General features: G+C 65.5%; 29 protein-coding genes and 1 tRNA gene. 27 read left to right on the top strand and 3 right to left on the bottom strand.

Annotated elements, in window-relative coordinates:
* The 13 genes from KS03_RS17720 to KS03_RS17660 all read left to right on the top strand — a co-directional run bounded on the left by KS03_RS17720 (position 1) and on the right by KS03_RS17660 (position 12,965).
* Positions 1–3,108: a phage tail fiber protein gene (locus KS03_RS17720; RefSeq protein WP_045678863.1), complete on the top strand. Its 3,108-nt coding sequence runs from the start codon at positions 1–3 to the stop codon at positions 3,106–3,108.
* Positions 3,105–3,536, top strand: a complete 432-nt coding sequence (locus tag KS03_RS17715) for a tail fiber assembly protein (RefSeq protein WP_017432109.1) — start codon at positions 3,105–3,107, stop codon at positions 3,534–3,536. The genes KS03_RS17720 and KS03_RS17715 overlap by 4 nt, the downstream gene beginning before the upstream one ends.
* Positions 3,537–3,593: 57 nt before the next feature.
* Complete coding sequence (locus KS03_RS17710) at positions 3,594–3,932, top strand: hypothetical protein (RefSeq protein WP_017432108.1); 339 nt, start codon at positions 3,594–3,596, stop codon at positions 3,930–3,932.
* Between the two features lie 149 nt (positions 3,933–4,081).
* A complete protein-coding gene (locus tag KS03_RS30165; RefSeq protein ID WP_080942760.1) occupies positions 4,082–4,264 on the top strand; it encodes a Com family DNA-binding transcriptional regulator in 183 nt (60 codons plus the stop codon).
* Positions 4,242–4,991 (top strand): DNA-methyltransferase, encoded by a 750-nt coding sequence (locus KS03_RS17705; protein ID WP_017432107.1) that lies wholly within the window; start codon positions 4,242–4,244, stop codon positions 4,989–4,991. The genes KS03_RS30165 and KS03_RS17705 overlap by 23 nt, the downstream gene beginning before the upstream one ends.
* A gap of 111 nt (positions 4,992–5,102) precedes the next feature.
* Positions 5,103–6,275 (top strand): phage tail sheath protein, encoded by a 1,173-nt coding sequence (locus KS03_RS17700; protein WP_017432106.1) that lies wholly within the window; start codon positions 5,103–5,105, stop codon positions 6,273–6,275.
* Positions 6,276–6,304: 29 nt separating this feature from the next.
* Entirely contained in the window at positions 6,305–6,814 is a 510-nt protein-coding gene (locus KS03_RS17695; RefSeq protein WP_017432105.1) for a phage major tail tube protein, read from the top strand.
* Between the two features lie 33 nt (positions 6,815–6,847).
* Positions 6,848–7,159, top strand: coding sequence for a phage tail assembly protein (locus tag KS03_RS17690; protein WP_017432104.1), 312 nt, complete (start codon positions 6,848–6,850; stop codon positions 7,157–7,159).
* Positions 7,159–7,278, top strand: a complete 120-nt coding sequence (locus tag KS03_RS30160; RefSeq protein ID WP_017432103.1) for a GpE family phage tail protein — start codon at positions 7,159–7,161, stop codon at positions 7,276–7,278. The genes KS03_RS17690 and KS03_RS30160 overlap by 1 nt, the downstream gene beginning before the upstream one ends.
* On the top strand, positions 7,275–10,526 hold the full coding sequence (locus KS03_RS17680) for a hypothetical protein (protein ID WP_045678862.1): 3,252 nt from the start codon (positions 7,275–7,277) through the stop codon (positions 10,524–10,526). The genes KS03_RS30160 and KS03_RS17680 overlap by 4 nt, the downstream gene beginning before the upstream one ends.
* 13 nt (positions 10,527–10,539) lie before the next feature.
* Positions 10,540–10,968: a phage tail protein gene (locus tag KS03_RS17675; RefSeq protein ID WP_017432102.1), complete on the top strand. Its 429-nt coding sequence runs from the start codon at positions 10,540–10,542 to the stop codon at positions 10,966–10,968.
* The gene (locus KS03_RS17670) at positions 10,965–12,119 is read left to right on the top strand and encodes a phage late control D family protein (RefSeq protein ID WP_017432101.1); all 1,155 of its coding nucleotides are present in this window, start codon (positions 10,965–10,967) and stop codon (positions 12,117–12,119) included. The genes KS03_RS17675 and KS03_RS17670 overlap by 4 nt, the downstream gene beginning before the upstream one ends.
* A 465-nt stretch (positions 12,120–12,584) precedes the next feature.
* Positions 12,585–12,965 (top strand): helix-turn-helix domain-containing protein, encoded by a 381-nt coding sequence (locus KS03_RS17660; RefSeq protein WP_042967159.1) that lies wholly within the window; start codon positions 12,585–12,587, stop codon positions 12,963–12,965.
* Here KS03_RS17660 and KS03_RS17655 read toward each other — a convergent pair.
* The gene (locus KS03_RS17655) at positions 12,956–13,447 is read right to left on the bottom strand and encodes a helix-turn-helix domain-containing protein (RefSeq protein ID WP_017432098.1); all 492 of its coding nucleotides are present in this window, start codon (positions 13,445–13,447) and stop codon (positions 12,956–12,958) included. The genes KS03_RS17660 and KS03_RS17655 overlap by 10 nt on opposite strands.
* Positions 13,448–13,522: 75 nt before the next feature.
* Here KS03_RS17655 and KS03_RS17650 point away from each other — a divergent pair, with 75 nt between their 5' ends.
* The 13 genes from KS03_RS17650 (at position 13,523) to KS03_RS17600 (ending at position 20,547) form a co-directional block, all read left to right on the top strand.
* A complete protein-coding gene (locus KS03_RS17650; protein WP_017432097.1) occupies positions 13,523–13,750 on the top strand; it encodes a hypothetical protein in 228 nt (75 codons plus the stop codon).
* A 16-nt stretch (positions 13,751–13,766) separates the two neighbouring features.
* A complete protein-coding gene (locus KS03_RS17645) occupies positions 13,767–13,958 on the top strand; it encodes a hypothetical protein (RefSeq protein ID WP_017432096.1) in 192 nt (63 codons plus the stop codon).
* Between the two features lie 28 nt (positions 13,959–13,986).
* Entirely contained in the window at positions 13,987–14,178 is a 192-nt protein-coding gene (locus KS03_RS30155; protein WP_012734469.1) for a hypothetical protein, read from the top strand.
* A 27-nt stretch (positions 14,179–14,205) separates the two neighbouring features.
* Entirely contained in the window at positions 14,206–14,454 is a 249-nt protein-coding gene (locus tag KS03_RS17635; protein ID WP_017432095.1) for an Ogr/Delta-like zinc finger protein, read from the top strand.
* A gap of 88 nt (positions 14,455–14,542) precedes the next feature.
* Entirely contained in the window at positions 14,543–14,737 is a 195-nt protein-coding gene (locus tag KS03_RS17630) for a hypothetical protein (RefSeq protein ID WP_012734468.1), read from the top strand.
* A gap of 4 nt (positions 14,738–14,741) precedes the next feature.
* The gene (locus KS03_RS17625; protein WP_017432094.1) at positions 14,742–14,936 is read left to right on the top strand and encodes a hypothetical protein; all 195 of its coding nucleotides are present in this window, start codon (positions 14,742–14,744) and stop codon (positions 14,934–14,936) included.
* A 43-nt stretch (positions 14,937–14,979) separates the two neighbouring features.
* Positions 14,980–15,174 carry a hypothetical protein gene (locus KS03_RS17620; RefSeq protein WP_017432093.1) on the top strand — a complete coding sequence of 65 codons (195 nt, stop codon included), beginning with the start codon at positions 14,980–14,982 and terminating at the stop codon, positions 15,172–15,174.
* A 3-nt stretch (positions 15,175–15,177) separates the two neighbouring features.
* A complete protein-coding gene (locus tag KS03_RS17615) occupies positions 15,178–15,540 on the top strand; it encodes a hypothetical protein (RefSeq protein ID WP_045678860.1) in 363 nt (120 codons plus the stop codon).
* A complete protein-coding gene (locus KS03_RS17610; protein WP_017432092.1) occupies positions 15,537–15,785 on the top strand; it encodes a hypothetical protein in 249 nt (82 codons plus the stop codon). Before KS03_RS17615 ends, KS03_RS17610 begins: the two co-directional genes overlap by 4 nt.
* A 2-nt stretch (positions 15,786–15,787) precedes the next feature.
* On the top strand, positions 15,788–18,580 hold the full coding sequence (locus tag KS03_RS17605; RefSeq protein WP_017432091.1) for a toprim domain-containing protein: 2,793 nt from the start codon (positions 15,788–15,790) through the stop codon (positions 18,578–18,580).
* Positions 18,581–18,900: 320 nt separating this feature from the next.
* Positions 18,901–19,197 (top strand): hypothetical protein, encoded by a 297-nt coding sequence (locus tag KS03_RS32880; protein ID WP_232252218.1) that lies wholly within the window; start codon positions 18,901–18,903, stop codon positions 19,195–19,197.
* Positions 19,190–19,603 (top strand): helix-turn-helix domain-containing protein, encoded by a 414-nt coding sequence (locus tag KS03_RS32875; protein ID WP_232252219.1) that lies wholly within the window; start codon positions 19,190–19,192, stop codon positions 19,601–19,603. Before KS03_RS32880 ends, KS03_RS32875 begins: the two co-directional genes overlap by 8 nt.
* Positions 19,516–20,547, top strand: coding sequence for a tyrosine-type recombinase/integrase (locus tag KS03_RS17600; RefSeq protein ID WP_232252293.1), 1,032 nt, complete (start codon positions 19,516–19,518; stop codon positions 20,545–20,547). The genes KS03_RS32875 and KS03_RS17600 overlap by 88 nt, the downstream gene beginning before the upstream one ends.
* Positions 20,548–20,601: 54 nt before the next feature.
* On the opposite strand, the gene KS03_RS17595 is transcribed toward KS03_RS17600, so the two are convergent.
* Positions 20,602–20,677: transfer RNA gene (locus KS03_RS17595), tRNA-Arg, on the bottom strand.
* Positions 20,678–20,932: 255 nt separating this feature from the next.
* Between KS03_RS17595 and KS03_RS17590 the strand changes: the two genes are divergently transcribed.
* Complete coding sequence (locus KS03_RS17590; RefSeq protein WP_012734211.1) at positions 20,933–21,835, top strand: c-type cytochrome; 903 nt, start codon at positions 20,933–20,935, stop codon at positions 21,833–21,835.
* Between the two features lie 105 nt (positions 21,836–21,940).
* On the opposite strand, the gene KS03_RS17585 is transcribed toward KS03_RS17590, so the two are convergent.
* Positions 21,941–24,025 carry a UvrD-helicase domain-containing protein gene (locus KS03_RS17585; protein WP_012734210.1) on the bottom strand — a complete coding sequence of 695 codons (2,085 nt, stop codon included), beginning with the start codon at positions 24,023–24,025 and terminating at the stop codon, positions 21,941–21,943.
* Positions 24,026–24,161: the final 136 nt, after the last annotated feature.

The following is a 24,161-nucleotide window of genomic DNA, read 5'->3' as shown; positions in this document are numbered from 1 at the left end:
ATGGCTGGAAACCTCATCTACATCACGGACGCCGGCCGCGCCGCACTGGTGGCGCCGGGCAACACCGGGACCACCGCGCGCCAGGTAACGCAGATTGGCCTCGCCACGGCGGCTTTCGTCTTCAAGCCGGACATGACCGCGCTGCCGAGCGAGCTGAAGCGCATCACGACGTTCGGCGGTGATACCGTCGCGAAAGACACGATCCACATCGTGATCCAGGACGACAGCGCGGACCAGTACAAGCTGTACGGATTCGGGCTGTACCTGGACAACGGCGTGCTGTTCGGCGTCTATGTGCAGAACGATCCGATCCTCGAAAAGGCGGCGACCTCGATGCTGCTGCTGGCCGCCGATATCGTGTTCGCGTCGATCGACGTGACGAAACTGGTGTTCGGGCCGACGTCGTTCCTCAATCCGCCGGCGACCACCGAGCGCAAGGGCGTCGTCGAACTGGCGACGCAGGCCGAGGTCGACGACGGTGCCGACGACACGCGCGCCGTGACGCCGAAGACCGCAGCCACGCGATACGCGCCGCTCGTGCGGCCGCAGCTTACCGGCCCGGTCAGCGTCACGTCGACAGCGACGGAACAGGACGCGCAGCTCGCCGTCGCGGCGACGTCGGGCGCTCTCAACCGTGCGGCGAAGATCCGCTTTCACGGTACTTTCGCTTCCGGCACGGCGGACACCAACGCTCGCCTCATCGCATCGATCCGCGCCGGCTACGATGGCGGCACGTGGGGCCGGGAGTACCTCGACTTCTGGATCAACCGCGCGCCCAACGACTCCAACAGCGACGCGAATCAGGTTCGCGCAATGCGGATCACGCACGGCGGCCGCCTTCTTGTCGGCAACCGCGACGATGACGGCACGAGCGTGTTTCAGGTCGCAGGTAACGGCACGTTCTCCGGCGGCATCACCAGTTCGGGCCTCGATGCCGGCGGGGCAAACATTCGACTGCGCAACGGCCGCGATGTCCTGCTGCGCAACGATGGCTCGAACTTCTACCTCCTGCTGACCAACAACAGCGACCCCGGCGCGTCGTGGAACGGTTTTCGGCCGCTGACCGTCAACGTCGTCACGGGCGCCGTGATGCTGGACGATACCGGCGCCGGGACGTATGTCGGTGGCCAACTGGCCGTGAAGGGCATGCTCAACGTCAGCAATGGCCCCAATGAGGCGCGCATGCTGCTCGGCCCGAGCGGCGGATACTTCTTCGGCACCGCGAATGCGGCGGGCTTCTACCTCCCGTCGACGGGCGCGATGTTCGCGTTCGACTTCGCGAAGAAGAATCTGCTCGTCGTCGGGAATGAGGTGTGGAACGCAGGCAATCTGCCGAAGCCGGCCCAGACCACGGGTTTCACCATGTCCGGGCAGATATTGGCCGCCGAGGGAAGTGTCGACAAGCCCGGCATCTCGTTCGTGAACGACGGCGCGCCGGATACTGGCTTCTTCCATATTGCGGACGGCGTGTTCGCGGTCACGAACAACGGGCGCGAAACGATGCGGTTCCTCGCCGGCGAGACCAATCGCGTCCTCATCGGACCGCCAGCCGACGACGGCAGCATGTTGCAGGTCAGCGGCAACGCGGTCACGCGCGGGCTGCATCGGTTCGGCAACGGCAAAACGACCGCATGGGCCAACAGCGGCGGTGATTGGGGTTACTTTCGCTCGAACGGCCACGTATCGGTCGGCAGCGAAGGTTCGACCGGCATGCTGCAACTGCTCGCGGGCAATGCCCAAGCTGCATTGCTGGTTCCCGGCGGTCGGATGACGATCGGCCGGACGGAAGACGACGGTGTCAACGCGGCGCAGGTAGGCGGAAGCGTGCGGGCACTGAACTACTTCATCAACGGCCAGGGTGTCGGTGACTCCGGCCTGATCGGGATCTACAACGGGGCCAACGGGCCGAACATCGGCTTCTACGGCAGCGCGACTGTTGGCGCAGGTGCCGTCACGTTCAGCACGGGAGGAACCGAGCGAGCGCGCATCAGCGCGGCCGGAAACCTCTTGATCGGGACAACAGCTGATGATGGGGCGAACAAGCTGCAAATCGCCGGCGCGGCGAAGCTCGCAGGCGCCTTGTATTCGGCCGCCGCGGTCATCGACAGCGGAGCTGGTTGGAGCACGATCTACCTGAAGAACGGCGGGAAAAACCGCTGGACGATCGGCAAATCCGATACCGACGATTTTGCACTCAGCGCGTTTGACGACGACGGTGTCACGCAGCGTCGCGTACTGGATATTCCGCGCGCCTCGCAGGTGGCCAGTTTCGTGAAGCGTCCGACATGGGCCGGCGCGATACCGTGGGACAGCATGAACGTCACGCCTCTCGACAAGAACGCCGGGGGCCAAGTCAATGCAAACGTGACGCTGTACGGAGCCGGTGACTACGGGTCGCAGCTCGTCTTCAACTCGAACGGGTACACGCCGCGAATTCAGGTGCAGGCGTCGGCGGCGAAGTGGATGGTCACAAACGGCGCGAATACCGTTGCCAACCTGACAGTCACCGAAGCGGGGACGGTCGTCGCGCACGGCGAGTTACAGGCTGCTGATGGCGCCGTCCGCGTTACCACGGATGGAAACCTGTACGGGAGCCTGTGGGGCGGATGGCTATCGAACCACCTACCGAGCAATTACGTCAGCCGCGCCGGCAGCACGATGTGGGGCCGCCTGACGCTCGCGCGGGATGGATGGGATGCGGACCTTGGCCTACGTGCCGCCGATGGCGCACAGACGTACCTGCGCGCGCGGCGCGCCGGCGGCATTGAACTCATCAACAACGCGTACAACGCAGTCACATGGTCGGTAGACGACTGGGGCACGATGTACATGCGCGGCCAGCAGATTCTCAACACGGACGGGAACCTGTTCTGCTCGTATCGCGGCGCGTGGATGAACGCCATCCTCGACGATCTGTACAACCGCGACAACACGAAGGCCAACGCCGGTGCGCGCGTGCAGTGGGATTCCGGCGTGAACAATTTCGGCACGGTCGACCGGCTCAACGGTGCACTACCCGCGCCGTGGGTCGTTTGCGGCCTGAGCGGTCCGGGCAACGGCACGGCCAACGCAATCACTGTCTACGGCGTAGTTTTGAGGAACCAATGACGAACTCGAACACCATGCTTCACGTCGAGCAAGCGGCGTTCATTCTGGCGAAGAAATTTCCGAAGCTTGCCCGCTGCATCGATTACTGGGTCTCGCACCCGGTTGACGAGAAAACACTGAAGCAAACGAAATCGGCATGGGTGCCGATCTGGTACCCGCGCGACATTCCGCAGCCGACACCGATAGACCTGTTGAACTGGTGGCCGGAATTCGAAGCGGAATACGAACGGACGATTGACGCGCCCGAGCGCGTGCGCAAAGAGCGCGACGCGCTGCTCGCCGAAGCCGATCGGTTGGTCGAGCGCGCGGCGGACGCCGGCAACGCCGATCGCGAAGCCGCCCTTCGACGCTATCGCGCTGCCCTGCGGGACGTACCGCAGCAGGCCGGCTTTCCGCTCGACGTCGTCTGGCCGCAGTTGCCCGCGTAGTCACGCATCACCACAAACCGCAGTCCCGTTTCATTTTTTTATTTCCAGGAATCGAACATGGCAATCAAGAAAGCACTCGTTCTCGAATCGACCGGCGCGCAGGCGTCCTATCACGTGGTCAGCAATGTCGCGATCGACGCGGCGTCGAAGTTCACGAGCGGGACGGTCCAGAGCTACGTATCGGAAGCGACGTTCAAGGCAGGGAAACAACCGCTGCAGGGCGGCGTCACGATTTTCGTGTCGGGCATGCCGGAAGCCGATGAGGGTGCGTTCGCATACATCCAGCGGCGACTCGTGGAACCGAAGCCCGATGGTGATGCCGGGAATGCGGACGGGTCGATGATGTACGGCTCGACCGACCGCTACATGCTCGCTGGCGGCGAATACGTCGCGTAACGCGAAATAGGAAGGAAAGGACGCGGCGACGTGCGCGATGCAGGAACATCGCGCACGCCCCGCACCCGCAGAGCACGCCTGCAGGATTGGCCAGGGCCGCGACACCTCTCGAGAGGCGCCGGCATCCTAGCACAGGCAGGAATCACCCCATGCAGGACATCCGATGCGGAAGCTGTAACCGCAAACTCGGCGCCGGCGAATACGTCCGGCTCACCATCAAATGCCCGCGCTGCGGCGCAATGAATATTCTGAGGGCCGCGAGCCCCTTACCCGCAGGCCACCGAGCCTCCGATACAAGGGACTCGCCCCATGCAACACACTCTCTCCGCTGATCTGATCAACCGCGTGCACCAGGCCGACGCCCTGAGCGTCATGCGCGCGCTGCCCGATGCGTGCGTCGACCTGGTCTTTACCGACCCGCCCTACTCGTCCGGCGGCACGACGAGCGCATCGCGCAGCCAGGCGCCGTCGAGCAAGTACATCGGCGGCGACGTGAAGACCGTCTATCCTGAATTCCAGCACGACAGCAAGGACCAGCGATCGTGGACATTCTGGTGCATGACATGGCTCGCGGAAGCCTATCGCGTCTGCCGAAACGAAGCGCACCTGGCCTGCTTCGTCGACTGGCGCCAGTTGCCGAGCCTCACCGATGCGATCCAGGCCGCCGGTTTCACCTGGCGCGGCGTCGCCGTATGGGACAAGACCAGCGGCCGCACGCGGCCGCGCATGGGCGGCTTCGCGCAGCAGACCGAATTCCTGGTCTGGGCGACCAAGGGCGCCGTGCGCCGCGCCGACGTGTATCTGCCTGGCGTCTTCTCAGAGCGCCTAGCTCATCCGAAGCGCCATATGACCGAGAAGCCCGCGCAGCTCGCGCGCGACGTCGTGCGCCTGGCGCCGGCCGGCGGCGTCATCCTGGATCCGTTCGCCGGGTCCGGCACGTTCCTCGCCGCAGCGAAGGAAGCCGGTTTGAACTGGATCGGTTGCGAGCTCGAACCGAGCTATCACCAGGTCGCGACTGCGCGCCTGGCCGAGCTGGACACGCTACCTGTCGCGGCATAGTCACGTCCCACACGGTTCCTGGTTGTACCAGGGCGCCCCACAACCTCCGGCGCGTGATCTCCGCGCGCGCGGAAGGCAATCTTTCGGAAGGCTCACTTCCGGGAGAAAAGCTTGCCTTCTGATTACCACCACGGCGTACGCGTCATTGAGATCAATGACGGTACGCGCCCCATCCGCACGGTCAGTACGGCCGTGATCGGCCTGGTCAGCACCGGCGACGACGCCGATGCGACCACCTTCCCCGAAAACCGTCCCGTCCTCATCACGGACGTGCGGGCCGCAATCGGCCGCGCCGGCACGAAGGGCACGCTCGCGCGTTCGCTCGACGCGATCGCTGCGCAGACCTCGCCGCTGATCGTCGCCGTGCGCGTGCCGACCGGCAAGGACGCTGACGCAACGACCAGCAACGTGATCGGCACGACGACCGCGGACGGCCAGTACACCGGCATGAAGGCCCTGCTCGCTGCGAATACCCGGCTCGGCGTCAAGCCGCGCGTGCTCGGCTGTCCGGGTCTCGATACGTTGCCGGTCGCGACCGAGCTGGCGACGATTGCGCAGAAGTTGCGCGGCTTCGGCTACGTCAACGCGTACGGCGCGAAGACGAAGGAAGAGGCAGTCGCCTACCGCGCGAATTTCGGCCAGCGCGAGCTGATGACGATCTGGCCGGACTTTGTGAACTGGAACACCACGACCAGCGCCGAGGACATCACCTGGGCGACGGCGCGCGCGCTCGGCATGCGCGCAAAGATCGACGAGGAGACCGGCTGGCACAAGACGATCTCCAACGTCGTCGTGAACGGTGTCACCGGCATCAGCCGCGACGTGTTCTGGGACCTGCAGGACCCGAACACCGACGCCGGCTACCTGAACAGTCACGAAGTCACCACGCTGGTGAACGCGAATGGTTACCGTCTGTGGGGATCGCGGACCTGCTCCGAGGACAAGCTGTGGGCGTTCGAGAACTACGTGCGCAGCGCGCAGGTGATCGCCGACACGATGGCCGAGGCCCATATGTGGGCGGTCGACCAGCCGATGAGCCGGACGCTGATTCGCGACATCGTCGACGGCGTGAACGCGAAGTTCCGGATGTGGAAAAACGCCGGCTACGTCATCGACGGCGAGTGCTGGTTCGATCCGGGCGCGAACGACAAGGATTCGCTGAAGGCGGGTAATGGCTTCATCGACTACGACTTCTGCCCGACGCCTCCGCTTGAAGACCTGACGTTCCGCCAGCGCATCACGGACCGCTACCTGCTCAAGTTCGCGGAAAGCATCGCCGTCTGACGGCTCGCCACTCACCATAGGAAAACGCAATGGCTCTGCCATCCAAACTCAAGAATTTCATCGTGTTCGAGGACGGTGTCTCGTACGTCGGCGAGGTGCCGGAAATACAGTTGCCGAAGCTCACGCGCAAGATGGAGGCATATCGCGGCGGCGGCATGAATGGCGAGGTCGACATCGATCTCGGCATGGAGAAGCTCGAGCTGGGCCTCACGATGGGCGGCTTCATGAAAGAGATGTTCAAGACGTGGGGCACGTCGAAGGTCGACGGCGTCACCGTACGCTTCGCCGGCTCCTATCAGCGCGACGACACCGAGGAAGTCGATGCGGTCGAGGTATACGTGCGCGGCCGCTACAAGGAAATCGACCCCGGCAAGGCCAAGGCCGGCGACAACGCCGACCAGACCGGCACGATGTCGCTCGCGTATTACCGCCTCGTCGTCAACGGCGAAACCCTGATCGAGATCGACTTTCCCAACTTCATCGAAATGGTCGGCGGCGTCGATCGCCTCGCCCAGCAGCGCCGCGCGCTCGGCCTGTAATTCCCATTCCACTACCCACTCAGGAAACACACCATGCAATCGAAGCAAGCAAACGTCATCACGCTCGACACGCCGATCAAGCGTGGCGAGCAGGAAATCACCGCAATCACGTTGACCAAGCCGCATTCCGGCGCGCTGCGTGGCGTTGCCCTCACTGATCTGCTGCAGCTCGACGTGATCGCGCTGTCGAAGGTGCTGCCGCGCATCAGCAATCCCACGCTCACCGACCAGGACGTGTTGCGCATGGACCCGGCCGACCTGCTGCAGCTCGGTACGGAGGTGGCCGGTTTTTTGCTGCCGAAGTCGTCGAAGGCGGACGTCTCCCTCGAACCGTCGACGACGTAATGGCCGACATCGCGCTCGTGTTCCACTGGTCGCCCGACGTAATGGCCGCCATGCCGCTGCCAGACCTGATGGCTTGGCGCGAGCGCGCACGTGAACGCTACGAACAAGGCGACGCATGAGCGATCGTTCCCTGCGCCTCGAGGTCGTCCTCAAGGCGCTCGACCAGGCGAGCCGGCCGATCCGCGAGATCGCCGGCCGCAATCGCACGCTCGCGAAGGATCTGCGCGACACCCGCGCGCGGCTCAAGGAACTCAACGATACGCAGCGGCGCATCGGCGAGTTCCGCGAGATGCGCACGGGGCTCGCCAATACCTCGACGAAGCTCGCCGACGCACAGAAGAAGGTCAGGGAACTTGCGAAGTCGTTGCGCGAGTACGGACCGCCGTCGCAGCAGATGACTGCCGAACTCGCGAAGGCGCGGCAAGCCTCATCGAAGCTCGGCGCCGCGTTCAAGAAGCAATCCGCCAGCGTCGACGAGCTGCGCAACCGGCTCGGGCGCGCCGGCGTCGACACGCGTAATCTGTCCCAGCACGAGCGCACGTTGCGCACCGACATCGCCTCAACTACCGGCGCGATCGACGCCCAGTCACGTCGGCTCGACGCGCTGAACACCCGTCAGAAGCGCATCGCGGACGCGCGCGGCAAGATGGGCGCGATGCGCGGCGCGGCGGCCGAGATGGCGATCGGCGGATATGCCGCGCGTGCGACCGGCTCGCACATCCTCAACGATCTGCGCGAGCCGCTGGCCGAGGCGAAGAAGGTGCAGAACGAGCGCGGCCGCATCCAGGCGCTCGGTCTGGGCGACCAGGCAACGCAGGACGCCGAGCGTTACGTTCGATCGATGAAGACGCCGGGCGTCGCGATGGCCGACAACATGACGCTGATGCGCGACGCGATGTCGATCTTCGCGGACGAGCATCATGCACAGATGGTCATGCCGACGCTCGCGAAGATGAAGTTCGCGAACGAGGCGATGTTCGGTGCCGGCCAGGGCCACGAGAACGAAGAAAAGTTCATGAACATGCTGAAGGTGATCGAGCTGCGGGGCGGCACGAAAAGCGAAGCGAAGTTCAAGAGCGAAGCGAACATGGTCCAGCAGGTGCTGTCCGCGACCGGCGGCCGCGTCGGCGGCGACGAGTGGCGCAACTTCATCCAGACCGGCAAGGTCGCCGCGAAGCAGATGCGCCAGGACGCGTTCTATTACCAGATGGAGCCGCTGATTCAGGAAATGGGCGGGCATGCCGCCGGCACTGGCGTGCAGGCCGCCTACAGCAACCTGATGCAGGGCAAAACGACCGTGCGCGCATCGAAGCGCCTGGTCGAGCTGGGGCTCGTCGACAAGAAAGACGTCGAACACACGACGACCGGTACGATCAAGCGTATCAAGCCCGGCGCGCTGCTGCAGGGCGACCTCTTCAACGCGTCGCCGTTCGAGTGGATGGAGAAAGTTCTGCTGCCGAAGCTGAAGGCCAAGGGCATCACGTCCGACGCGAAGATCCTGGAGGAATTCTCCACGATCATGACGAACGGCAACGGCGCGAATCTGTTCGCCACGATGTACATGCAGCGCGAGCAGATTCATAAGAACGAGAAGCTGAACCGGGGCGCGTACGGTATCGACCAGTTGCACAAGCTCGGTCAGGAACAGCCCGAGGGGAAGCAACTCATCGCGCTCGAAAAGGTGCGCAATCTACGCACGGAAATCGGCGAGCAGTTGCTGCCTATCTACAACACGGCGCTCGAGCTGACGGCCGACGTCCTGGAGCGAATTCTGGGCTTCGCGAAGGAATACCCGAATTTCACGCGCGCGGTCGCGATCGGCGCGGCCGGCCTCGGCGTGCTGCTCGCCGTCCTCGGCACGCTGACGATCGCGCTCGCGGGCATCCTCGGGCCGCTGGCGATCGTCCGATTCAGCATGTCGATGCTGGGAATTCGGGGCGGCGCCCTCACGCGCGCGCTCGGTGATAGTGTCGGTGCGCTTCGGCGTCTGCCCGGTGCGGCCTCTGGCGCTGCGTCCGGTGTCGCCTCCGCCGGCAAGGGTGTCCAGTCCACCGCGACGCGCATCCGCCGTGCGCTGTCGACCGCCTGGACCGCGTCGTCGCCTCGAGCTGCAGCGTCATCGCTGCGCGCCTACGTCGCGTCGCTCGGCCAGCGCGTGCCGGCCGCGTGCCAGGCGGCCAAGGCGGCCGTCATGCAATGGGGCGGGTCAGCCGCAACCGCCATGAAAAACGGCGCCAGCGCCGCACGCCAGTACACCGTCCAGGTATGGCGGGCCGCCGCCGCGCAGGCCGCCGCGTCGCGGGCGGCCGTGGCGTCACGCTGGACGGCCGCTCGGCAGTATGTCGCCCGGCGCGGCGCGGCCGGCATGGCTGTCGACACAGCGCGCGGCGGCTTCAACCTGGTCAAGGGCGGCACGATGGGAGCGATCAACGGGGTGCGCGCGGCGCTCGGCGGCCTCGCCCAGACGCTGCTGTTCGTCGGCCGTGTCGCACTCATGAGCCCGATTGGTCTGGTGATCGCCGCCATCGCGATCGCCGCGCTGCTGATCGTGAAGTATTGGGAGCCCATCAAGGCGTTTTTCTCGGGCTTCTGGCAGGGCCTGACTGAGGGCCTGAAGCCGCTCGCGCCGATCTTCAGCCGCGTGTTCGGCGTGCTCGGCGCCGCTTTCGAGCCACTCAAGCCGGTATTCAACTGGCTCGTCAACGCCGTGAAGGGTGCGTGGAACTGGATCACGAAGCTGTTGGGGCCAGTGGATTCCAGCAAGCAAAGCCTCGACAAGGCGACCAACGCCGGCAAGGGGTTCGGTGCCTGGCTCGCGGACATCATCGTCGTCGCGGCGGAAGCTGCAGGGCGCTTCGTCGAGTTCGGCGCCAACCTGATGTCCGGGCTCGTCAACGGCATCAAGAGCGGCCTGGGTTCCGTGAAGGACGCGATCGAGTCGGCCGGCGGCAGCGTGATCGGCTGGTTCAAGGAAAAGCTCGGTATCCATTCGCCGAGCCGCGTGTTTGCCGCACTCGGCGGCTTCACGATGGCCGGCCTCGACCAGGGCCTGCGCGAGGGTCAGGACGGTCCGCTGTCGACCGTGCTCGAGGTCGGCCGCCGCATCGTCGCCGCCGGCGCCGGCGTCGGCATCACCAGCGCGGCGATCGCCGGCGGCGCACCGCTCACCGTCGACAACCGCCCGCCGCTCACGGTCGCGTCGGCCGCTGCCCGCGCGCCGGTCGCGCCGGCGCCGATCACGATCCAGGTGTATGCGGCGCCCGGCATGGATGAGCAGGCGCTCGCGCAGAAGGTGCTGCAGGTGATGCGCCAGGAACAGGCCGCGCAGGCCGCGCGAGAGCGCTCGCGTCTGCGCGACCGGGATTGAAGGAGAGGTTCGCATGATGATGGCGCTCGGGCTGTTCGTGTTCAGCCTGTCGACCCTGCCCTACCAGGAGCTGAAGCGCCGGCGCGGCTGGCGCTTCGCCAGCAATAACCGCGTCGGCAAAAGGCCCGCGCGGCAGTTCGTCAGCGAGGACGACGAAACCATCAGCCTGTCCGGCGTGCTGCTGCCCGAGCTGACGGGCGGCGACATGTCCCTCGCCGTCATTGAGGCAATGGCCGGTCAGCACACCGCCTGGCCGCTGATCGAGGGCACCGGCCACATTTACGGCATGTTCACGATCGACAGCATCGATACGACGCGCACGCTGTTCTTCAGCGACGGCACCGCACGGCGCATCGAGTTCACGATCGCGCTGACGCGTAACGACGAGCTCGACATGCTCGGCATCGTGACCGACGCCATCAAGGGGGCGATCTCGCTATGAACCTGACCGACATCCCCGGCGCCGACCTGGTGCAGAAGGTCGTGATCGCCGACGATCGCGTACCGCGTGCGATCTACTCCATCACGCTGGCCGGCAAGAACATCACGAAGAAATTCGACGGCCGGTTGATCTCGATGACGCTGCAGGACAACCGCGGCTTCGAAGCGGACCAGCTCGATATCAGCCTCGACGATTCTGACGGCGCGCTCGAGATCCCGAGTCGCGGCGTCACGGTGAAGCTGGCGATCGGCTGGGCCGGTGCGGCGAACGGCCTGGTCGACAAGGGCGAATTCATGGTCGATGAGGTTCGGCACACCGGCACGCCGGACGTGTTGACGATCCGCGCGCGTAGCGTCGATCTGCGCGCGGGCCTGTCGATCAAGAAGGAGCGCTCCTGGCATCGGCAAACGGTCGGCGCGATCGTGCGCGCGATCGCCAGTCAGAACAAGGTCGAGGCACGCATCAGCAAGGCGCTCGACGGGCAACTCGTCGACCACATCGACCAGACGGCCGAGTCGGATGCCAATCTGCTGTCGCGCCTGGCGAAGATGTTCGACGCGATCGCCACCGTGAAAAACGGGCTGCTGCTCTTCATCAAGGCCGGCGAAGCGACCACGGCGAGTGGCAAGCCATTGCCGGCCGTCACGATCACGCGCGACGTCGGCGACCGTCACGAGTTCGGCGTCGCCGATCGGGACACGTATTCCGGCGTGCAGGCGTTCTACCTGAACACGCGCACCGCGAAGAAGCAGTCGACCACCGTGAAGCGGCGCCGGCGTCGCACGACAGCGAAAAAGAAGAAGCCGATCGACAAGAGCGGCGATGTGTTGTTCGGCACGGCCGAGAACGTGAAGACGTTGCGGCACACGTACGCGAACAAGGCGAACGCGACGCGCGCGGCGAAAGCGGAATGGGAGAAGTTGCAGCGCGGCGTTGCAGAGTTCAGCATCGTGCTGGCGCTCGGCCGCCCCGAGCTGATGACCGAATTACCTGTAACCGTGCGCGGTTACAAACGTGTCATTGATGATTGCAACTGGATCATTGCGCGCGTTACACATTCGATCGACGGTAACGGCGGATTTACATCGGACCTCGATCTAGAGGTCAAGGCGAGCGAGGTGCCGGAGATCGACACCTCGGAGGCGGGCTGACGTTACGTCAGTAGCAGGTCGCGGATGTTCGATAGGCTCAACATCGCGCTCGTCACCTGCGCGAGCAGCGCCGCTCGCTCACCGGCCGACAAATCGCGCACTGCGCGCGTCTCGCGGTTCCCGGCTACAGTGGAGCTGGCGCGCCCACATTGGGCGGCTATCGTGGCTTCGGTACAGCGTCGGATTACCCCGTCCTCGACTGTTGCGTTTCGGAATTGCTGCTCTTGCGTCTTGTTACTCACAACGGCTTCCTCTTCGGATATTTTGAGAGGCGCTACGACGTGAAACGGCATTCACGCGTGCTGTAACGCGGCCCCATTTTCGTGCTTTTTTCAGACAAATGGAATGAAGGAGAAAGCCCCATGAAAGTTAGGAAAACGCCTAACTTTCGCGGGCTTTCTCCCGCCTCTCGTCCCCCGCCCCTGCGACGCGCGCATTACGGCAACAACAACTACCGCTCGAACCATGGCTTCCCGGACGACTCCCCCTCGGCTCAACTGGAATCTGCTGCGCGCATACAGCGAGATCGCGCGCTATCGCAGCATTTCAGAAGCGGCGCAGGCAATGGGAGTGCAGCGGCCGACCGTCAGCGAGAAGGTGTCCGCGCTCGAGCGCGTCCTCGGCCGCCCGCTGATGGAGCGCCGTTCGGGAAGTGATGGGTTTCGGCTTACCGAATTCGGAGCGCAGCTCCGCACCGTCGTTGCGCGGTTCGATCGTGAACTCGCTGCGTTGTGCGAACTGTCTCGTGAGGAATCGACCGGTATGATCACGATCGACGTGTTGGGGGAAGTCGAAACAGCGATGGCGGCGCTCGAGCGCGCCGCAGAGACACTTCGTCAGTCCTGACCTTTCACGTCGCTCTTGCGCGGCGACCGCGCGCCCTTCGTGCGCTCCCCGTCCTCCTGCGCGTCTCTCAGCGCCTGCAGCGCCGCAGCATCCAATTTCGCCGCTCGGTTTTCAGCAAGACGCGGAAGCCGCTTCGCCGGCGCGCCCGAGATCGTCATCGTGCCCGCGAGCAGGAAGCCATTGATCGACGCCTGCACGGCCGTCCGACCGACGTCGTTCAACTGGCGAAACCCATCGAGCAGCTCGGCTTCGTCGTCCGGCATCGCCCCGCCCTGCGCACGCTCGCCAGTTACGACGTACAGCACGTCGACCCCGACCTTCGAAAGCGCCGCCAGGTAGTTCGCATCTGGCGATCGCGCGTCGGATTCGTAATTGAGCTGCGCCTGCTTACCGAGGCCGCCCAGTGCGGCGAACTCTGCCTGGCTCAGACCGATACGCATCCGCTCCTCCTTCAGCCGGTTTCCGATTGAAATCTCTGACATCTTGCGGTTTCGTTTTGATTACCTTACACTTCACCTATCCCTAGTGAAGCACTATCGAAATTGAGTATACCCGCCATGACTACCCACAAAGGCCCGCGGCGTGCGCCGCCGGGCGTCATGTCCAGCAAGACCGTTTCGCTGCGCCTCCTTCCTGCAGAGCGTGCCCAGCTCGAGCTGCTCGGCCGCGAAGAACGGCGCTCGCTGTCGAGCCTCGCGCGTCTCATCTATCTCGAAGGGCTCCCCCTCTACCTCGCCAAGATGTCCTCGTTTGAGGACACCACGGGCAATGTTTCCGCAAGCTGAACCCGAGGTGATAACCATGTACCCCGATCCCAAGCGCGTCCGCGAAAGACGCCTGATGGTGCGGTTCGATGATTACGAATACGCCCTGATCACTGCACTCGCCAACTACCAGGGCGAGCAAACCGCAACGCTGATTCGCCAGATGGTCCTGCGCGAAGCCGCCGAGGCTCTGTTGCCATCGAGCAATGTAGCCCACGAGCGCGGCTAAAGGCAGCAGCTCAGAAGCAGCCGATTCCATGCCCGAACTCGAAATCACATTCACCGAGCAGGACGCCGAACTGCTCGAGCGCGTGCGACAGCAGGAAGGTCTCGCGACGCTCCAGCAGGCGGCCGAATGGCTCGTGAAGCGACGACTGCGTCTTGGCACACGTCGCCTCACCGGACGAGACCGGGCTCTCTACGTCGTCCACAACAGCAGCCGTTCCTAACGCGGCAGTCTCCGACAGGAAGTCACGATGAAATTGAAGTGTCACCACTGCGGCAGCCGCGCCGTCATTCGAACCAGCCGCACGCTGTCCGCTCTCGTGCGCGAGGCGTACTGCCAGTGCACCAACGTCGAATGCGCGACGACCTACAAGATCCACGTCGCGACCGTCCACACGATCGCGCCGAGCCTCAACCCGAATCCGCACGTGTACGTGCCGATCGGCAAGGTTGATCGGCTCCCGACCGATTCGCGACAGCTCCCGCTGCTCGACGCCTAAGCCCTAACCCGCTGTTTCGCTGAACACCCATCGCGCCCGCTCTGCGGGCGTGAGGGACTCCTTTTGCCTGAAATTTCTTGGAGGCCGTATGCAAACGCTGATCACCACACCGATCGCCGCACTCGCCCAGTCGCTGTCCTACGACGAGCGCGTCGCCTACCTCACGAAGATCTCCGCTGCCGACGTCCGCGCCGACGTGTTCGTCGCGTCCGCCCGCGCCTTGGGCTTCGTCGTGTCGTGGGACCTTGCCCACGGCACGCCGGTGCTCGAGTGGATGCACTGACGCGATGCGCGCGCCCCTCACCGACCTCGACCTGCGCGCGATGTGGCGCCGCCTGCGCATGGTCGGGAATTTCGACGCCCTGTGCCCGGCCGCCCGCCGCGCCTTCGAATGCACGGCGAACGTATGGCGCGATCGAGAACCCGCGCCCGAGTTACCGAACGTCGACGGGAAACGCCGCGCCGCGAACGACTTCGACTGACCCATCCGCGCAGGCCGCCGGCGCACTCACCTGGAATCACACCATGAAGCCATACGTGTTCGGCATCAGCGTGTTGCTGATGCTTTCCCTCTCCCTCACCGGCATCTACTACCTGGCCGCCGACGTGCTGCGCCTGTTCGACGTTCGAAACGCCCGCGCGATCGCTTTCGTGATCGGCGTCGTCGCGATGGTCGTCCTGATCGCGGCCCTGGCATGGTCCGTTCCGCCTCGCGGGTGAAGCATGAATCACGCACCCACCATCCGCTACGAGCTGCTGACGACGGCCGGCCTGCGCACCGTCGCCGGCGATCACGTCGTCATCCCGAACGACGTCGGTGCCGCGTTCGGCATCCACGTCGAGCCGCACCTCCGCGACGGCCATCCAGAAAAATGGGTCGTCACGCACCTTGCCTCTGGCATCCGCATCGGCCATGGCGTGACACACGACGCGGCGCGTGCGAACGCGGCGGCGAACGTCGATCGCATCCGCGATCGCCTGCGCTCCACGCTCGACCAGGCGATGACCTCGCGCTACGAGCTGCAGCACGCCGTTCAACGCCTGCAGCAGAACCATCACGACATCCTCGGAGGTGCAGCAGCATGACGCACACGACTACCCCTCACGACGCCGCGCTCGCGGCGTCCATCGCGGCGGCCGCCGACGTCCTTCGCTTCGACCATGAACCGGGCGGCTTACAGCGCGTCGCGGTGCTCGCGCTGTTCGTCAGCATCCTCGGCGATCGCCTGGCGCTTGCCTTCCCCGCGTCGGCCGACGCGCTTCGCGCGCTCGTCGACAGCCCCGCGACACCCGGCAATCCTGCCGCCCTCTCCCTGCATCAACAGCAATAACGATGGCCTCGATCGACGAACTGAAACAACGCATCGACCTGCACGACCTCGCCGATCGCCTCGGCTTGAAGCGCGGTCGCGGCGGCGACCGCGCGCTGTACCACTCGCCGCAGCACGACGACAAGAGCCCGTCCCTGTCGATCTTCGTGAACCACCCGAAGCACGGCACCGGCTGGCGCGACCACAGCGCCGACGTCGGCGGCTCGTGTATCGACCTGGTCATTCACACGCGCGGCGGCACCGTCGCCGACGCGGTGCGCTACCTGCACGACGCGTACGGCATCCCGCTCGACCGCCAGGGGCCGGCCGAGCGCCGCGAGAAAACGACCGTCGAATACATCGCCGATCGGTGCTTCGCCGAGCGCGACCAGGTGCGCGAATACCTCGTCGGCCGCGGCATTTCCGCAGCCGCGATCGACGCGGCGATCGCCGCGCGCTCGCTCGGCTTCAACACGTGGACCAGCTCGAAGATCGCTGCCGGCGAAGTCGGCCACGCCGGCCCGGCCGCTGCGTTCATCGTGCGCGCACCGGGCGACGCGCGCGTCGTCGCCGTCGACATGCGCTACGTCGATCCCGCGCTCAACGGCGGCGTCAAGACGCAGACCCAGGGCGACAAGGCCGGTTACGGATGGACCGCCGATCCTCGTCGGCTCGAGAAGGCGAAGCGCGTGTTCATCGTCGAAAGCGCGATCAACGCGCTGTCGATCGACACCTGCGCGATGCCTGGCGCCGCCGCACTCGCGCTGCGCGGCCTGGCGAACGTCGACGGTATCGACTTCGCATTCCTGCGCGGAAAACAGGTCGTGATCTGCCTGGACAACGACGAGCCGTTCGCGGACGGCCACCCGCGCGCCGGCCGCCGCCCTGGACCGGAAGCTGCCTGGGCGCTCTACGAACGGCTCACGGCGCTGAACATCAGCGCGGTGCTCGTCGACCAGGCGAATTGGTTCGCCGACCTCGCGGACGGCGAGAAGGCCGTCAAGCCGATCAACGACGTGAACGACTACCTGCAACTGCGCGGCCCGGCCGATCTGCAGCGCGCACTCGACCAGCTCGAGCCGTGGCTCATCGCCGGCCTCGCCGGCGACGCCACGCGTCGCGGCCGGCCGCGCATCTTCCTGCCGTCGCACGACTTCGCGCAGTACTGGCGTTTCCGCGTGCGGCCGGACTTCACCAGCTACATCACGAAGATGGACAAGAACGAGGAAAGCGGCGTCGAAACGCCCGTCATGACGGACCTGTGTGGCTTCCGCATCGCCGGCATCAGCCGCGTATCCGTGGCGAGCGCGACGTCGACGATGACGGGCGACGCTGACCAGGCACCGACCGTCTATTTCGCCGTGTCCGTCCAGGCGCCGCGCCACGGCGCGCAGCTCGTGCGCCGCGTCATGCTCGACGACCAGCTGCACAACGTCGACCAGTGGGGCAAGTTCGGCCCGATCTGGTCGCCGGCGCCGTTCAAGCGCATGGTCAACATCCTCGAGCGCGGCGCTGACCTCGGCGCGCGCCAGGCGGCAAACTTCGTCGGGCTCGCCTGGCGCGACGGCCGCCTGATCGTCAACGAAGGCCCGGACTGCTACTTCACCGAAGCCGACAAGCAGTGCCCGTACCACAACCTGACCTTCCCGACCGGCCCGGCCAGTGACGCACGTCGCGTGATCGCCGCGTACCAGGCGACGTTCAAGCAGAATGCCGCGACGATCCCGCTCGTGTGGGCGCTCGGCGGCCACCTCAAGGCGTTGCTCGGTTTCTGGCCGCACATCACGATCCAGGCGAACAAGGGCGCCGGCAAGTCGACGCTCATCAAGCGCCTCGAGCGCTCGCTCGCGTTCACGATGTTTTCCGGGCAGTCGCTGCAGACCGAGTTCCGCCTGCTGACCAGCATCAGTCACACGAGCCACCCGGTTGGATGGGAAGAGCTGTCCGCGCGCCGGCAGGACGTCATCGACAAGGCTGTCGGCCTGCTGCAGGAGAACTACCAGTACACCGTGACACGTCGCGGGACCGACATGACCGAATATCTGTTGTGCGCGCCCGTGATGCTGGCCGGCGAAGACGTGCCCGTGCGCAGCCTGCTCGGAAAGCTCGTGCGCACGACGCTGACCGGCAAGCGCGGTCCGCTGATGCCCGACGACCTGCCTCGCTTCCCGGTTCGCCAGTGGCTCGAATTCCTCGCCGGCCTGGACAAGCGCGCCGTGTCCGACCAGTACACGACGCTGCGCGACAAGGCGCTGGCCAACTGCCGCGCGAGCGGCGAGGACGACGGCGCGAAGCGGATGGCCGGCAACTATGCGGCCGTCGCGCTCGCCTGGCGCTACCTGTGCGAGTTCGCCGGCATGGATCCGAGCGAAGGCGACTTCCCGCGCGACCTGCTCGCCGAAATGAACGGTCACATCGCCGAGACGAGCGCCGATCGCGAACCGTGGGTCTGGATCATGGAAACCGTGCTGTCCGAGATCGACGGCGGCAACTACAAGCACCCGTTCACGTTCGATACCGTCGACGGCGAGTTCTGCCTGCTGCTGCGCACCGGGCATGTGATGGACCACATCGCCCACACGAGCGCGCTGCGCGACAAATGGAACGGCCTGCCGGTCAAATCCGATCGCGTGTTCAAGGCGCAGCTCAAGCACGCCGGCGTCGTGGTCGGCGAGAAGGAAGTCGAGCGGCGCATCTACACCCGGCGCGTGCCGTACCTCACGCCGATCTCGCTGGACCGCCTGGCCGGCTTCGGGCTGCACGTGTCCATCCGTGAAGATCTGGCGACCGACGCACGACAAGGGGCCGCAGCGTGACGCCCTCTCAGCCGATGCGGCCGCAGCGCGGCCGTACCCCTTTCCTCCTTCTTTCTGGCCGCGTAGCGGCCCTGTATTCGAGTTTCGGATGCGTGCGTCGATGCGCGCAGCAATCGGCGCACGTCGTCACGCGGCCGCCGTGCTGTCCGCTTCCCCCCGTACCCCCCGCAAGTCGAAACGGCCGGGCAACTACGCGAGCCTTGAGGGAGAGGGGGCGCCTGGACCGGTTTTTCCACAGGGAACGGGCAGGCAGCGCATGCGAATCGTGGTTTTCGGGGCTGTCCGCTCGTAAGTCTTTGATTGTTGAGAAGAGTGCCGCCATGAATCGCATTCGAATTGCCACTAGTCGATGCGGTTTTGCCACTAGTCCGGTTTTTGCGCCGGCCGCCGCCGTCCCTTTTTCTCTCCTCTCTAATTCATTGAAAAAGAAGAAGAAAGAATACGTAGAAGGGGCGGAAATTGACCGAAAAGCGATGCCACGAGTCGAGCGCGTTTTGCCACGAGTCGCGGGCGCTGCCTATTTTTTAGGCCACGAGTCGGAAGGGGGTGCCATGTGTTTTTCATGGCAAATGATGGCAAACGAAAACCTTAAAAATCAGATGGTTACGTATGAATAACAGGGCATGCCACGAATCCACGAGTTGTTTTGCCCCTCCCCCCGCCGCGTCGCGCTCGGGAGATAGCCCAGTGCATACCGTCAACCTTGAGCAAGCTGCCGCGTTGCTCGGCGCGCATCCGGAAACCGTGCGCCTGAAGGCAAAGGCCGGCGACGTACCAGGCCGTAAGGTTGGGAAGCGCTGGATGTTTTCGACGGTTGCCCTGCAGCGTTACCTCGCCGGAGAATGGATCCCGCGAGTTGTGCAGGGCGATCGTCCTGGAGAAGTTGAAAAATGTCGCTCTACAAACGGAAGACCAGTCCCAACTGGCAATACAAGTTGTACCCCCCTGGCGGCGGAACGCCGCTACAAGGCAGCACTGGAACCAGCAACAAAGCGCAGGCCCAGGAGTTCCACGATCGGCTGAAGGTCGACCTGTGGAACCAGGCGCGGCTCGGCACCAAACCGCGCTACACCTGGAACGACGCCGTCGTGCGATACATCAGCGACCGGGAAGGGCTGCCGAGCCTGGAAACGTCGAAAACGCACCTGCGGTGGCTCGATCAACACCTGTCCGGCGTCGCGCTGATCGACATCGACCGCGACAAAATCGACGCAATCGCCCAGGCGAAGAGGAGGGAACCGAAAGTCATCCGCACGACGCGCGGCATCGTCACGACCGACCAGCGCGTCAGCGCCGGCACCGTGACGCGCGTGATCGGCGTGTTGAAGGCGGTGCTGAACGCGGCCGTCGAGTGGGAATGGTTGGACCGGGTGCCGGTCACGAAGCGCGCGAAAGTCGTGCAGAAGCGGATCCGCTGGCTGACCCAGGCTGAAGCCGAACGTCTGCTCGCCGAACTGCCCGAGCATCTGGCCGACATGGCGCGTTTCGCGCTCGAGACAGGGCTGCGTCGCTCGAACGTGACCGGATTGCAGTGGTCGCAGGTCGACATCGTGCGACGCGTCGCCTGGATCCACCCGGACCAGGCGAAAGCGAAGAAGGCCATCACGGTGCCGTTGTCCGATACAGCGATCGCCGTGCTTCTGCGCCAGCGCGGGAAGAGGCGAGCGCCCGAGTTCGTCGACAGCGTGTTCGTCTACCACGGCCGGCCGGTGTATCAGACCGTGACCGAAGCCTGGCGAAAGGCGTTGAAGCGTGCACGTATCAGTGATTTCCGCTGGCACGACCTGCGCCACACCTGGGCGAGCTGGCACGTGCAACGTGGCACGCCGCTGCAGGTGCTGAAGGAGCTGGGCGGCTGGGAGACGCTGGAAATGGTGCAGCGGTACGCGCACCTCTCCGCCGATCACCTGGCGCATTGGGTCGCGCCGCTGACAGCCGAGCCGGCGCCGGTGCTAGCTGCAATTTAGCTGCAATGAGTCTGTCCGACGAAGGGAGGAAACCGCTGAGAGCCTGACTAGGCTTGGCGCGCCCGGCTGGGATCGAACCAGCAACCCCTGCCTTCGGAGGGCAGTACTCTATCCATTGAGCTACGGGCGCATCGGGGAGAACCGCGTCACGACCCTGAAAAACCATTCGGCGACGTCGGCAAGAGCGAGAGCATACCTTGTTTCGATGACAGCGTCCACCGGCCCTGCCCGCCGCCGGCGCAGCCCCGGGGTGCGGGTAAACGCGCGCCGCCGCCGGCCCTTTGCGTGGAAAAAGAGACGTCTATAATCATTCGAGCTTCCGTCGTCAGACATTCTGCCGCAGCCGAACCCGAGCACAATTCCTATTCACGGAGACGAGGCCAGCATGAGCGAAGCGCCCCACCACGAAGCGCCCATCAAGACGCCCGGGCAACTGATCGCCGTGATCGTCGCATCGTTCGCGATCCCGATCGCCATCATCGTCCTGCTGGCCGGCTACGCCGATCGCGCGTTCCGCTCCGGAGCCGGCACCGACGGCCTGTCGGACGCGGCCGTCGCGCAGCGCATCGCGCCGCTCGCGCAGGTCGCGGTCAAGGACGCCAATGCACCGAAGACCTACAAGAGCGGCGAGGAGATCTACAAGGCAGTCTGCGTGACCTGCCACGGCACCGGCGCGGCCGGCGCGCCGAAGTTCGGCGACGCCGGCGACTGGGCGCCGCGCATCGCGCAGGGCTATGACACGCTGCTGCAGACGGCGCTGGCCGGCAAGGGCGCCATGCCCGCGCGCGGCGGCACCAGCCCCGACGACGTCAGCGATTTCGAAATTGCGCGCGCCGTCGTTTACATGGCGAACCACGGCGGCGCGAACTTCGCGGAGCCGGCCGAGCCGGCCGAGCCGGCCGCCAACGCGGCACCGGCCTCGGCGGCAGCGGCCGAGGCCGCCTCGGGCGCGAGCGGCGCCGACACCGCGGCCACCCAGGCCGCCGCCGCGATGGCGGCCATCGCGGCGCTGCCCAAGCCGGGCGCCGCGCCGGCCGCGCCCGCCGCAGGCGGCGCCGGCCAGGCGCTCTACAATTCGACCTGCCAGGCCTGCCACGCCACCGGCGTGCTGGGGGCACCGAAGTTCGGCAACAAGGCCGACTGGGCGCCGCGCCTGGCCGATCCGATCGACAAGATCTACGACTACGCGCTGCACGGCAAGGGCTCGATGCCGCCGAAGGGCGGCTCGAACGCCTCCGACGAGGACGTGAAGGCCGCCGTCGACTACATGGTCAACGCGGTGAAATAAGCGACGCGGCGGCAGTCGCCGCGCGATCGGCCCCCAATGGCCCGTGCCCGCCGACGGCGCGGGCCGATTCCGATGCGGCAGGCGTCATGCGTGGCGCGCGCCGGCTCACTTCTGCAGCAGCGCCTTCAGGCTGGCCAGCCGGTCCTTCGGCGTCATCGGCGCCTCCTCGGGGGTGGGCGGCGGCGCCTCGTCGAGCCCCATCTCGGCGATGAAGCGCGACGGCTCGCAGACGATCGTCTCCCTCGCGCGCTTGCGCTTCTTGCACCAGTTCAGATGCAGGCTGCGTTGCGCGCGCGTGATCGCCACGTACATCAGGCGGCGCTCCTCCTCGATCCGCTCGTCGTCGATCGCGTCGTCCTCCGAGCTGCCGCGGTGCGGCATCACGCCTTCCTCGACGCCCACCAGGAATACGTGCGGATATTCGAGCCCCTTCGAGGCATGCACGGTGGACAGCCTCACCGCGTCGGGGTCCTCGTCCTTGCCCTCGAGCATCGACATCAGCGCGACGGTCTGGATCAGCCCGAGCAGGTTCTTGCCGGTGTCGGCAAGCCCGTCGGCGTTGTGGAAGCCTTCGGCCTCGCCGTCCACCGCCTCGGTCTCGGGCTTGGTGCCCTTGCGCTTGAGCCATTCGAGGAATTCCAGCACGTTCTGCCAGCGCGTCTGCGCCTGGCGCTCGTCGAATGCGTCGTAGAGATAGGCCTCGTAGTGGATCGCCTCCATCATGTCGTCGAGCACCACGGAGGCCGGCTCCTTGTCGGCGCGATCGGTGAGGCGCTGGATGAAATCGCAGAACACGCGCAGCGGCTCGACCTGCCGCGCCGACAGCCGCGCCTCGATGCCGCCCATGTAGACGGCCTCGAACAGCGACACCTTGGCCTGCCCCGCGAACGAGCCGAGCGCCTCCAGCGTGGTGTTGCCGATGCCGCGGCGCGGCGTGGTGACGGCGCGGATGAAGGCGGGATCGTCGTCGGGGTTGGCGATCAGGCGCAGATAGGCGCACAGGTCCTTGATCTCGGCCTTGTCGAAGAACGACTGGCCGCCCGACAGCACGTAGGGAATCCGCTCGCGGCGCAGCACCTGCTCGAAGATGCGCGCCTGGAAGTTGCCGCGATAGAGGATCGCGTAGTCGCGGAACTGGGTGCGCCGCTCGAACTTGTGCGCCGACAGCCGGAACACCACCGATTCGGCCTCGTGCTCCTCGTCGTTGCAGGGCGTGACGGTGATCGTGTCGCCCATGCCGTGCTCGGACCACAGCTTCTTCTCGAACAGCTTCGGATTATTGGCGATCACGTTGTTCGCCGCGGTCAGGATCCGCACCGTCGAGCGATAGTTCTGCTCGAGCTTGACCAGGTGCAGCTTCGGAAAGTCCTTGCCGAGCTGGGCGAGGTTCTCCAGCGTGGCGCCGCGCCAGCCGTAGATCGCCTGGTCGTCGTCGCCGACCGCCGTGAACGCCGCGCGCGGGCCGGCCAGCAGCTTGAGCAGCTGGTACTGGCAGGCGTTGGTGTCCTGGTATTCGTCGATCAGCAGATAGCGCAGCTTGTTCTGCCAGCGGTCGCGCACCTGCTCGTTGCTCGCGAACAGCTCGGTGGGCAGGCGGATCAGGTCGTCGAAATCGACCGCCTGATAGGCGTGCAGCGTCGCCACGTAGTTGCGGTAGACGAGCGCGGCCTGATGCTCGTCCTCGTTGGCGGCGATCGTCATGGCCTCCTCGGGCGAGATCAGGCCGTTCTTCCAGAGCGAGATGATGTTCTGGATCTTGCGGATCAGGCCCTTGTCGGTGGTGCCGATCTGCTCCTGCACCATGCCGAAGCAGTCGTCCGAATCCATGATCGAGAACTGCGGCTTGAGCCCGACGTGCTCGGCCTCCTGGCGCAGGATCTGTACGCCGAGCGAATGGAAGGTGCAGACCGTGAGCTGGTTGACGGGCACCTTGCGGCCTTCCTTGCCGGGCGTGGTGAGCGTCTTGCCTTCCAGCAGCTTGCCCACGCGCTCGCGCATTTCGGCGGCGGCCTTGTTGGTGAACGTCACGGCCGCGATGTGGCGCGGCTCGAAACCCTTGTTCTCGATCAGATGGGCGATCTTCTGCGTGATCACGCGCGTCTTGCCGCTGCCGGCGCCGGCGAGCACGAGGCAGGGACCGTCGAGATAGCGCACCGCTTCGCTTTGAGCGGCATTGAGACCTGCGGACATGATGGCGGATGGAATGCGTGCGGATGACGGCGCCGCCGCCGCGCCCCGAGCCTCGGGCGGGCGCGCTGTGCGCGGCGCGAAGGCGGCGCGGTTCGGAAAACGGCGAGCGCGGGAGCCGCATGTTAACACGCCGTCA

The organism is Burkholderia glumae LMG 2196 = ATCC 33617, assembly GCF_000960995.1.
Classification (GTDB): domain Bacteria; phylum Pseudomonadota; class Gammaproteobacteria; order Burkholderiales; family Burkholderiaceae; genus Burkholderia; species Burkholderia glumae.
This window is presented reverse-complemented; position numbering and strand designations above follow the sequence as displayed.

Excerpts from the sequence above, each read along its gene's own strand:
- KS03_RS17720 (WP_045678863.1), top strand. The coding sequence starts at position 1 with ATGGCTGGAAACCTCATCTACATCACGGACGCCGGCCGCGCCGCACTG.
- KS03_RS17715 (WP_017432109.1), top strand. The coding sequence starts at position 3,105 with ATGACGAACTCGAACACCATGCTTCACGTCGAGCAAGCGGCGTTCATT.
- KS03_RS17710 (WP_017432108.1), top strand. The coding sequence starts at position 3,594 with ATGGCAATCAAGAAAGCACTCGTTCTCGAATCGACCGGCGCGCAGGCG.
- KS03_RS30165 (WP_080942760.1), top strand. The coding sequence starts at position 4,082 with ATGCAGGACATCCGATGCGGAAGCTGTAACCGCAAACTCGGCGCCGGC.
- KS03_RS17705 (WP_017432107.1), top strand. The coding sequence starts at position 4,242 with ATGCAACACACTCTCTCCGCTGATCTGATCAACCGCGTGCACCAGGCC.
- KS03_RS17695 (WP_017432105.1), top strand. The coding sequence starts at position 6,305 with ATGGCTCTGCCATCCAAACTCAAGAATTTCATCGTGTTCGAGGACGGT.
- KS03_RS17690 (WP_017432104.1), top strand. The coding sequence starts at position 6,848 with ATGCAATCGAAGCAAGCAAACGTCATCACGCTCGACACGCCGATCAAG.
- KS03_RS30160 (WP_017432103.1), top strand. The coding sequence starts at position 7,159 with ATGGCCGACATCGCGCTCGTGTTCCACTGGTCGCCCGACGTAATGGCC.
- KS03_RS17680 (WP_045678862.1), top strand. The coding sequence starts at position 7,275 with ATGAGCGATCGTTCCCTGCGCCTCGAGGTCGTCCTCAAGGCGCTCGAC.
- KS03_RS17675 (WP_017432102.1), top strand. The coding sequence starts at position 10,540 with ATGATGATGGCGCTCGGGCTGTTCGTGTTCAGCCTGTCGACCCTGCCC.
- KS03_RS17670 (WP_017432101.1), top strand. The coding sequence starts at position 10,965 with ATGAACCTGACCGACATCCCCGGCGCCGACCTGGTGCAGAAGGTCGTG.
- KS03_RS17660 (WP_042967159.1), top strand. The coding sequence starts at position 12,585 with ATGGCTTCCCGGACGACTCCCCCTCGGCTCAACTGGAATCTGCTGCGC.
- KS03_RS17655 (WP_017432098.1), bottom strand. The coding sequence starts at position 13,447 with ATGTCAGAGATTTCAATCGGAAACCGGCTGAAGGAGGAGCGGATGCGT.
- KS03_RS17650 (WP_017432097.1), top strand. The coding sequence starts at position 13,523 with ATGACTACCCACAAAGGCCCGCGGCGTGCGCCGCCGGGCGTCATGTCC.
- KS03_RS17645 (WP_017432096.1), top strand. The coding sequence starts at position 13,767 with ATGTACCCCGATCCCAAGCGCGTCCGCGAAAGACGCCTGATGGTGCGG.
- KS03_RS30155 (WP_012734469.1), top strand. The coding sequence starts at position 13,987 with ATGCCCGAACTCGAAATCACATTCACCGAGCAGGACGCCGAACTGCTC.
- KS03_RS17635 (WP_017432095.1), top strand. The coding sequence starts at position 14,206 with ATGAAATTGAAGTGTCACCACTGCGGCAGCCGCGCCGTCATTCGAACC.
- KS03_RS17630 (WP_012734468.1), top strand. The coding sequence starts at position 14,543 with ATGCAAACGCTGATCACCACACCGATCGCCGCACTCGCCCAGTCGCTG.
- KS03_RS17625 (WP_017432094.1), top strand. The coding sequence starts at position 14,742 with ATGCGCGCGCCCCTCACCGACCTCGACCTGCGCGCGATGTGGCGCCGC.
- KS03_RS17620 (WP_017432093.1), top strand. The coding sequence starts at position 14,980 with ATGAAGCCATACGTGTTCGGCATCAGCGTGTTGCTGATGCTTTCCCTC.
- KS03_RS17615 (WP_045678860.1), top strand. The coding sequence starts at position 15,178 with ATGAATCACGCACCCACCATCCGCTACGAGCTGCTGACGACGGCCGGC.
- KS03_RS17610 (WP_017432092.1), top strand. The coding sequence starts at position 15,537 with ATGACGCACACGACTACCCCTCACGACGCCGCGCTCGCGGCGTCCATC.
- KS03_RS17605 (WP_017432091.1), top strand. The coding sequence starts at position 15,788 with ATGGCCTCGATCGACGAACTGAAACAACGCATCGACCTGCACGACCTC.
- KS03_RS32880 (WP_232252218.1), top strand. The coding sequence starts at position 18,901 with ATGAATCGCATTCGAATTGCCACTAGTCGATGCGGTTTTGCCACTAGT.
- KS03_RS32875 (WP_232252219.1), top strand. The coding sequence starts at position 19,190 with ATGAATAACAGGGCATGCCACGAATCCACGAGTTGTTTTGCCCCTCCC.
- KS03_RS17590 (WP_012734211.1), top strand. The coding sequence starts at position 20,933 with ATGAGCGAAGCGCCCCACCACGAAGCGCCCATCAAGACGCCCGGGCAA.
- KS03_RS17585 (WP_012734210.1), bottom strand. The coding sequence starts at position 24,025 with ATGTCCGCAGGTCTCAATGCCGCTCAAAGCGAAGCGGTGCGCTATCTC.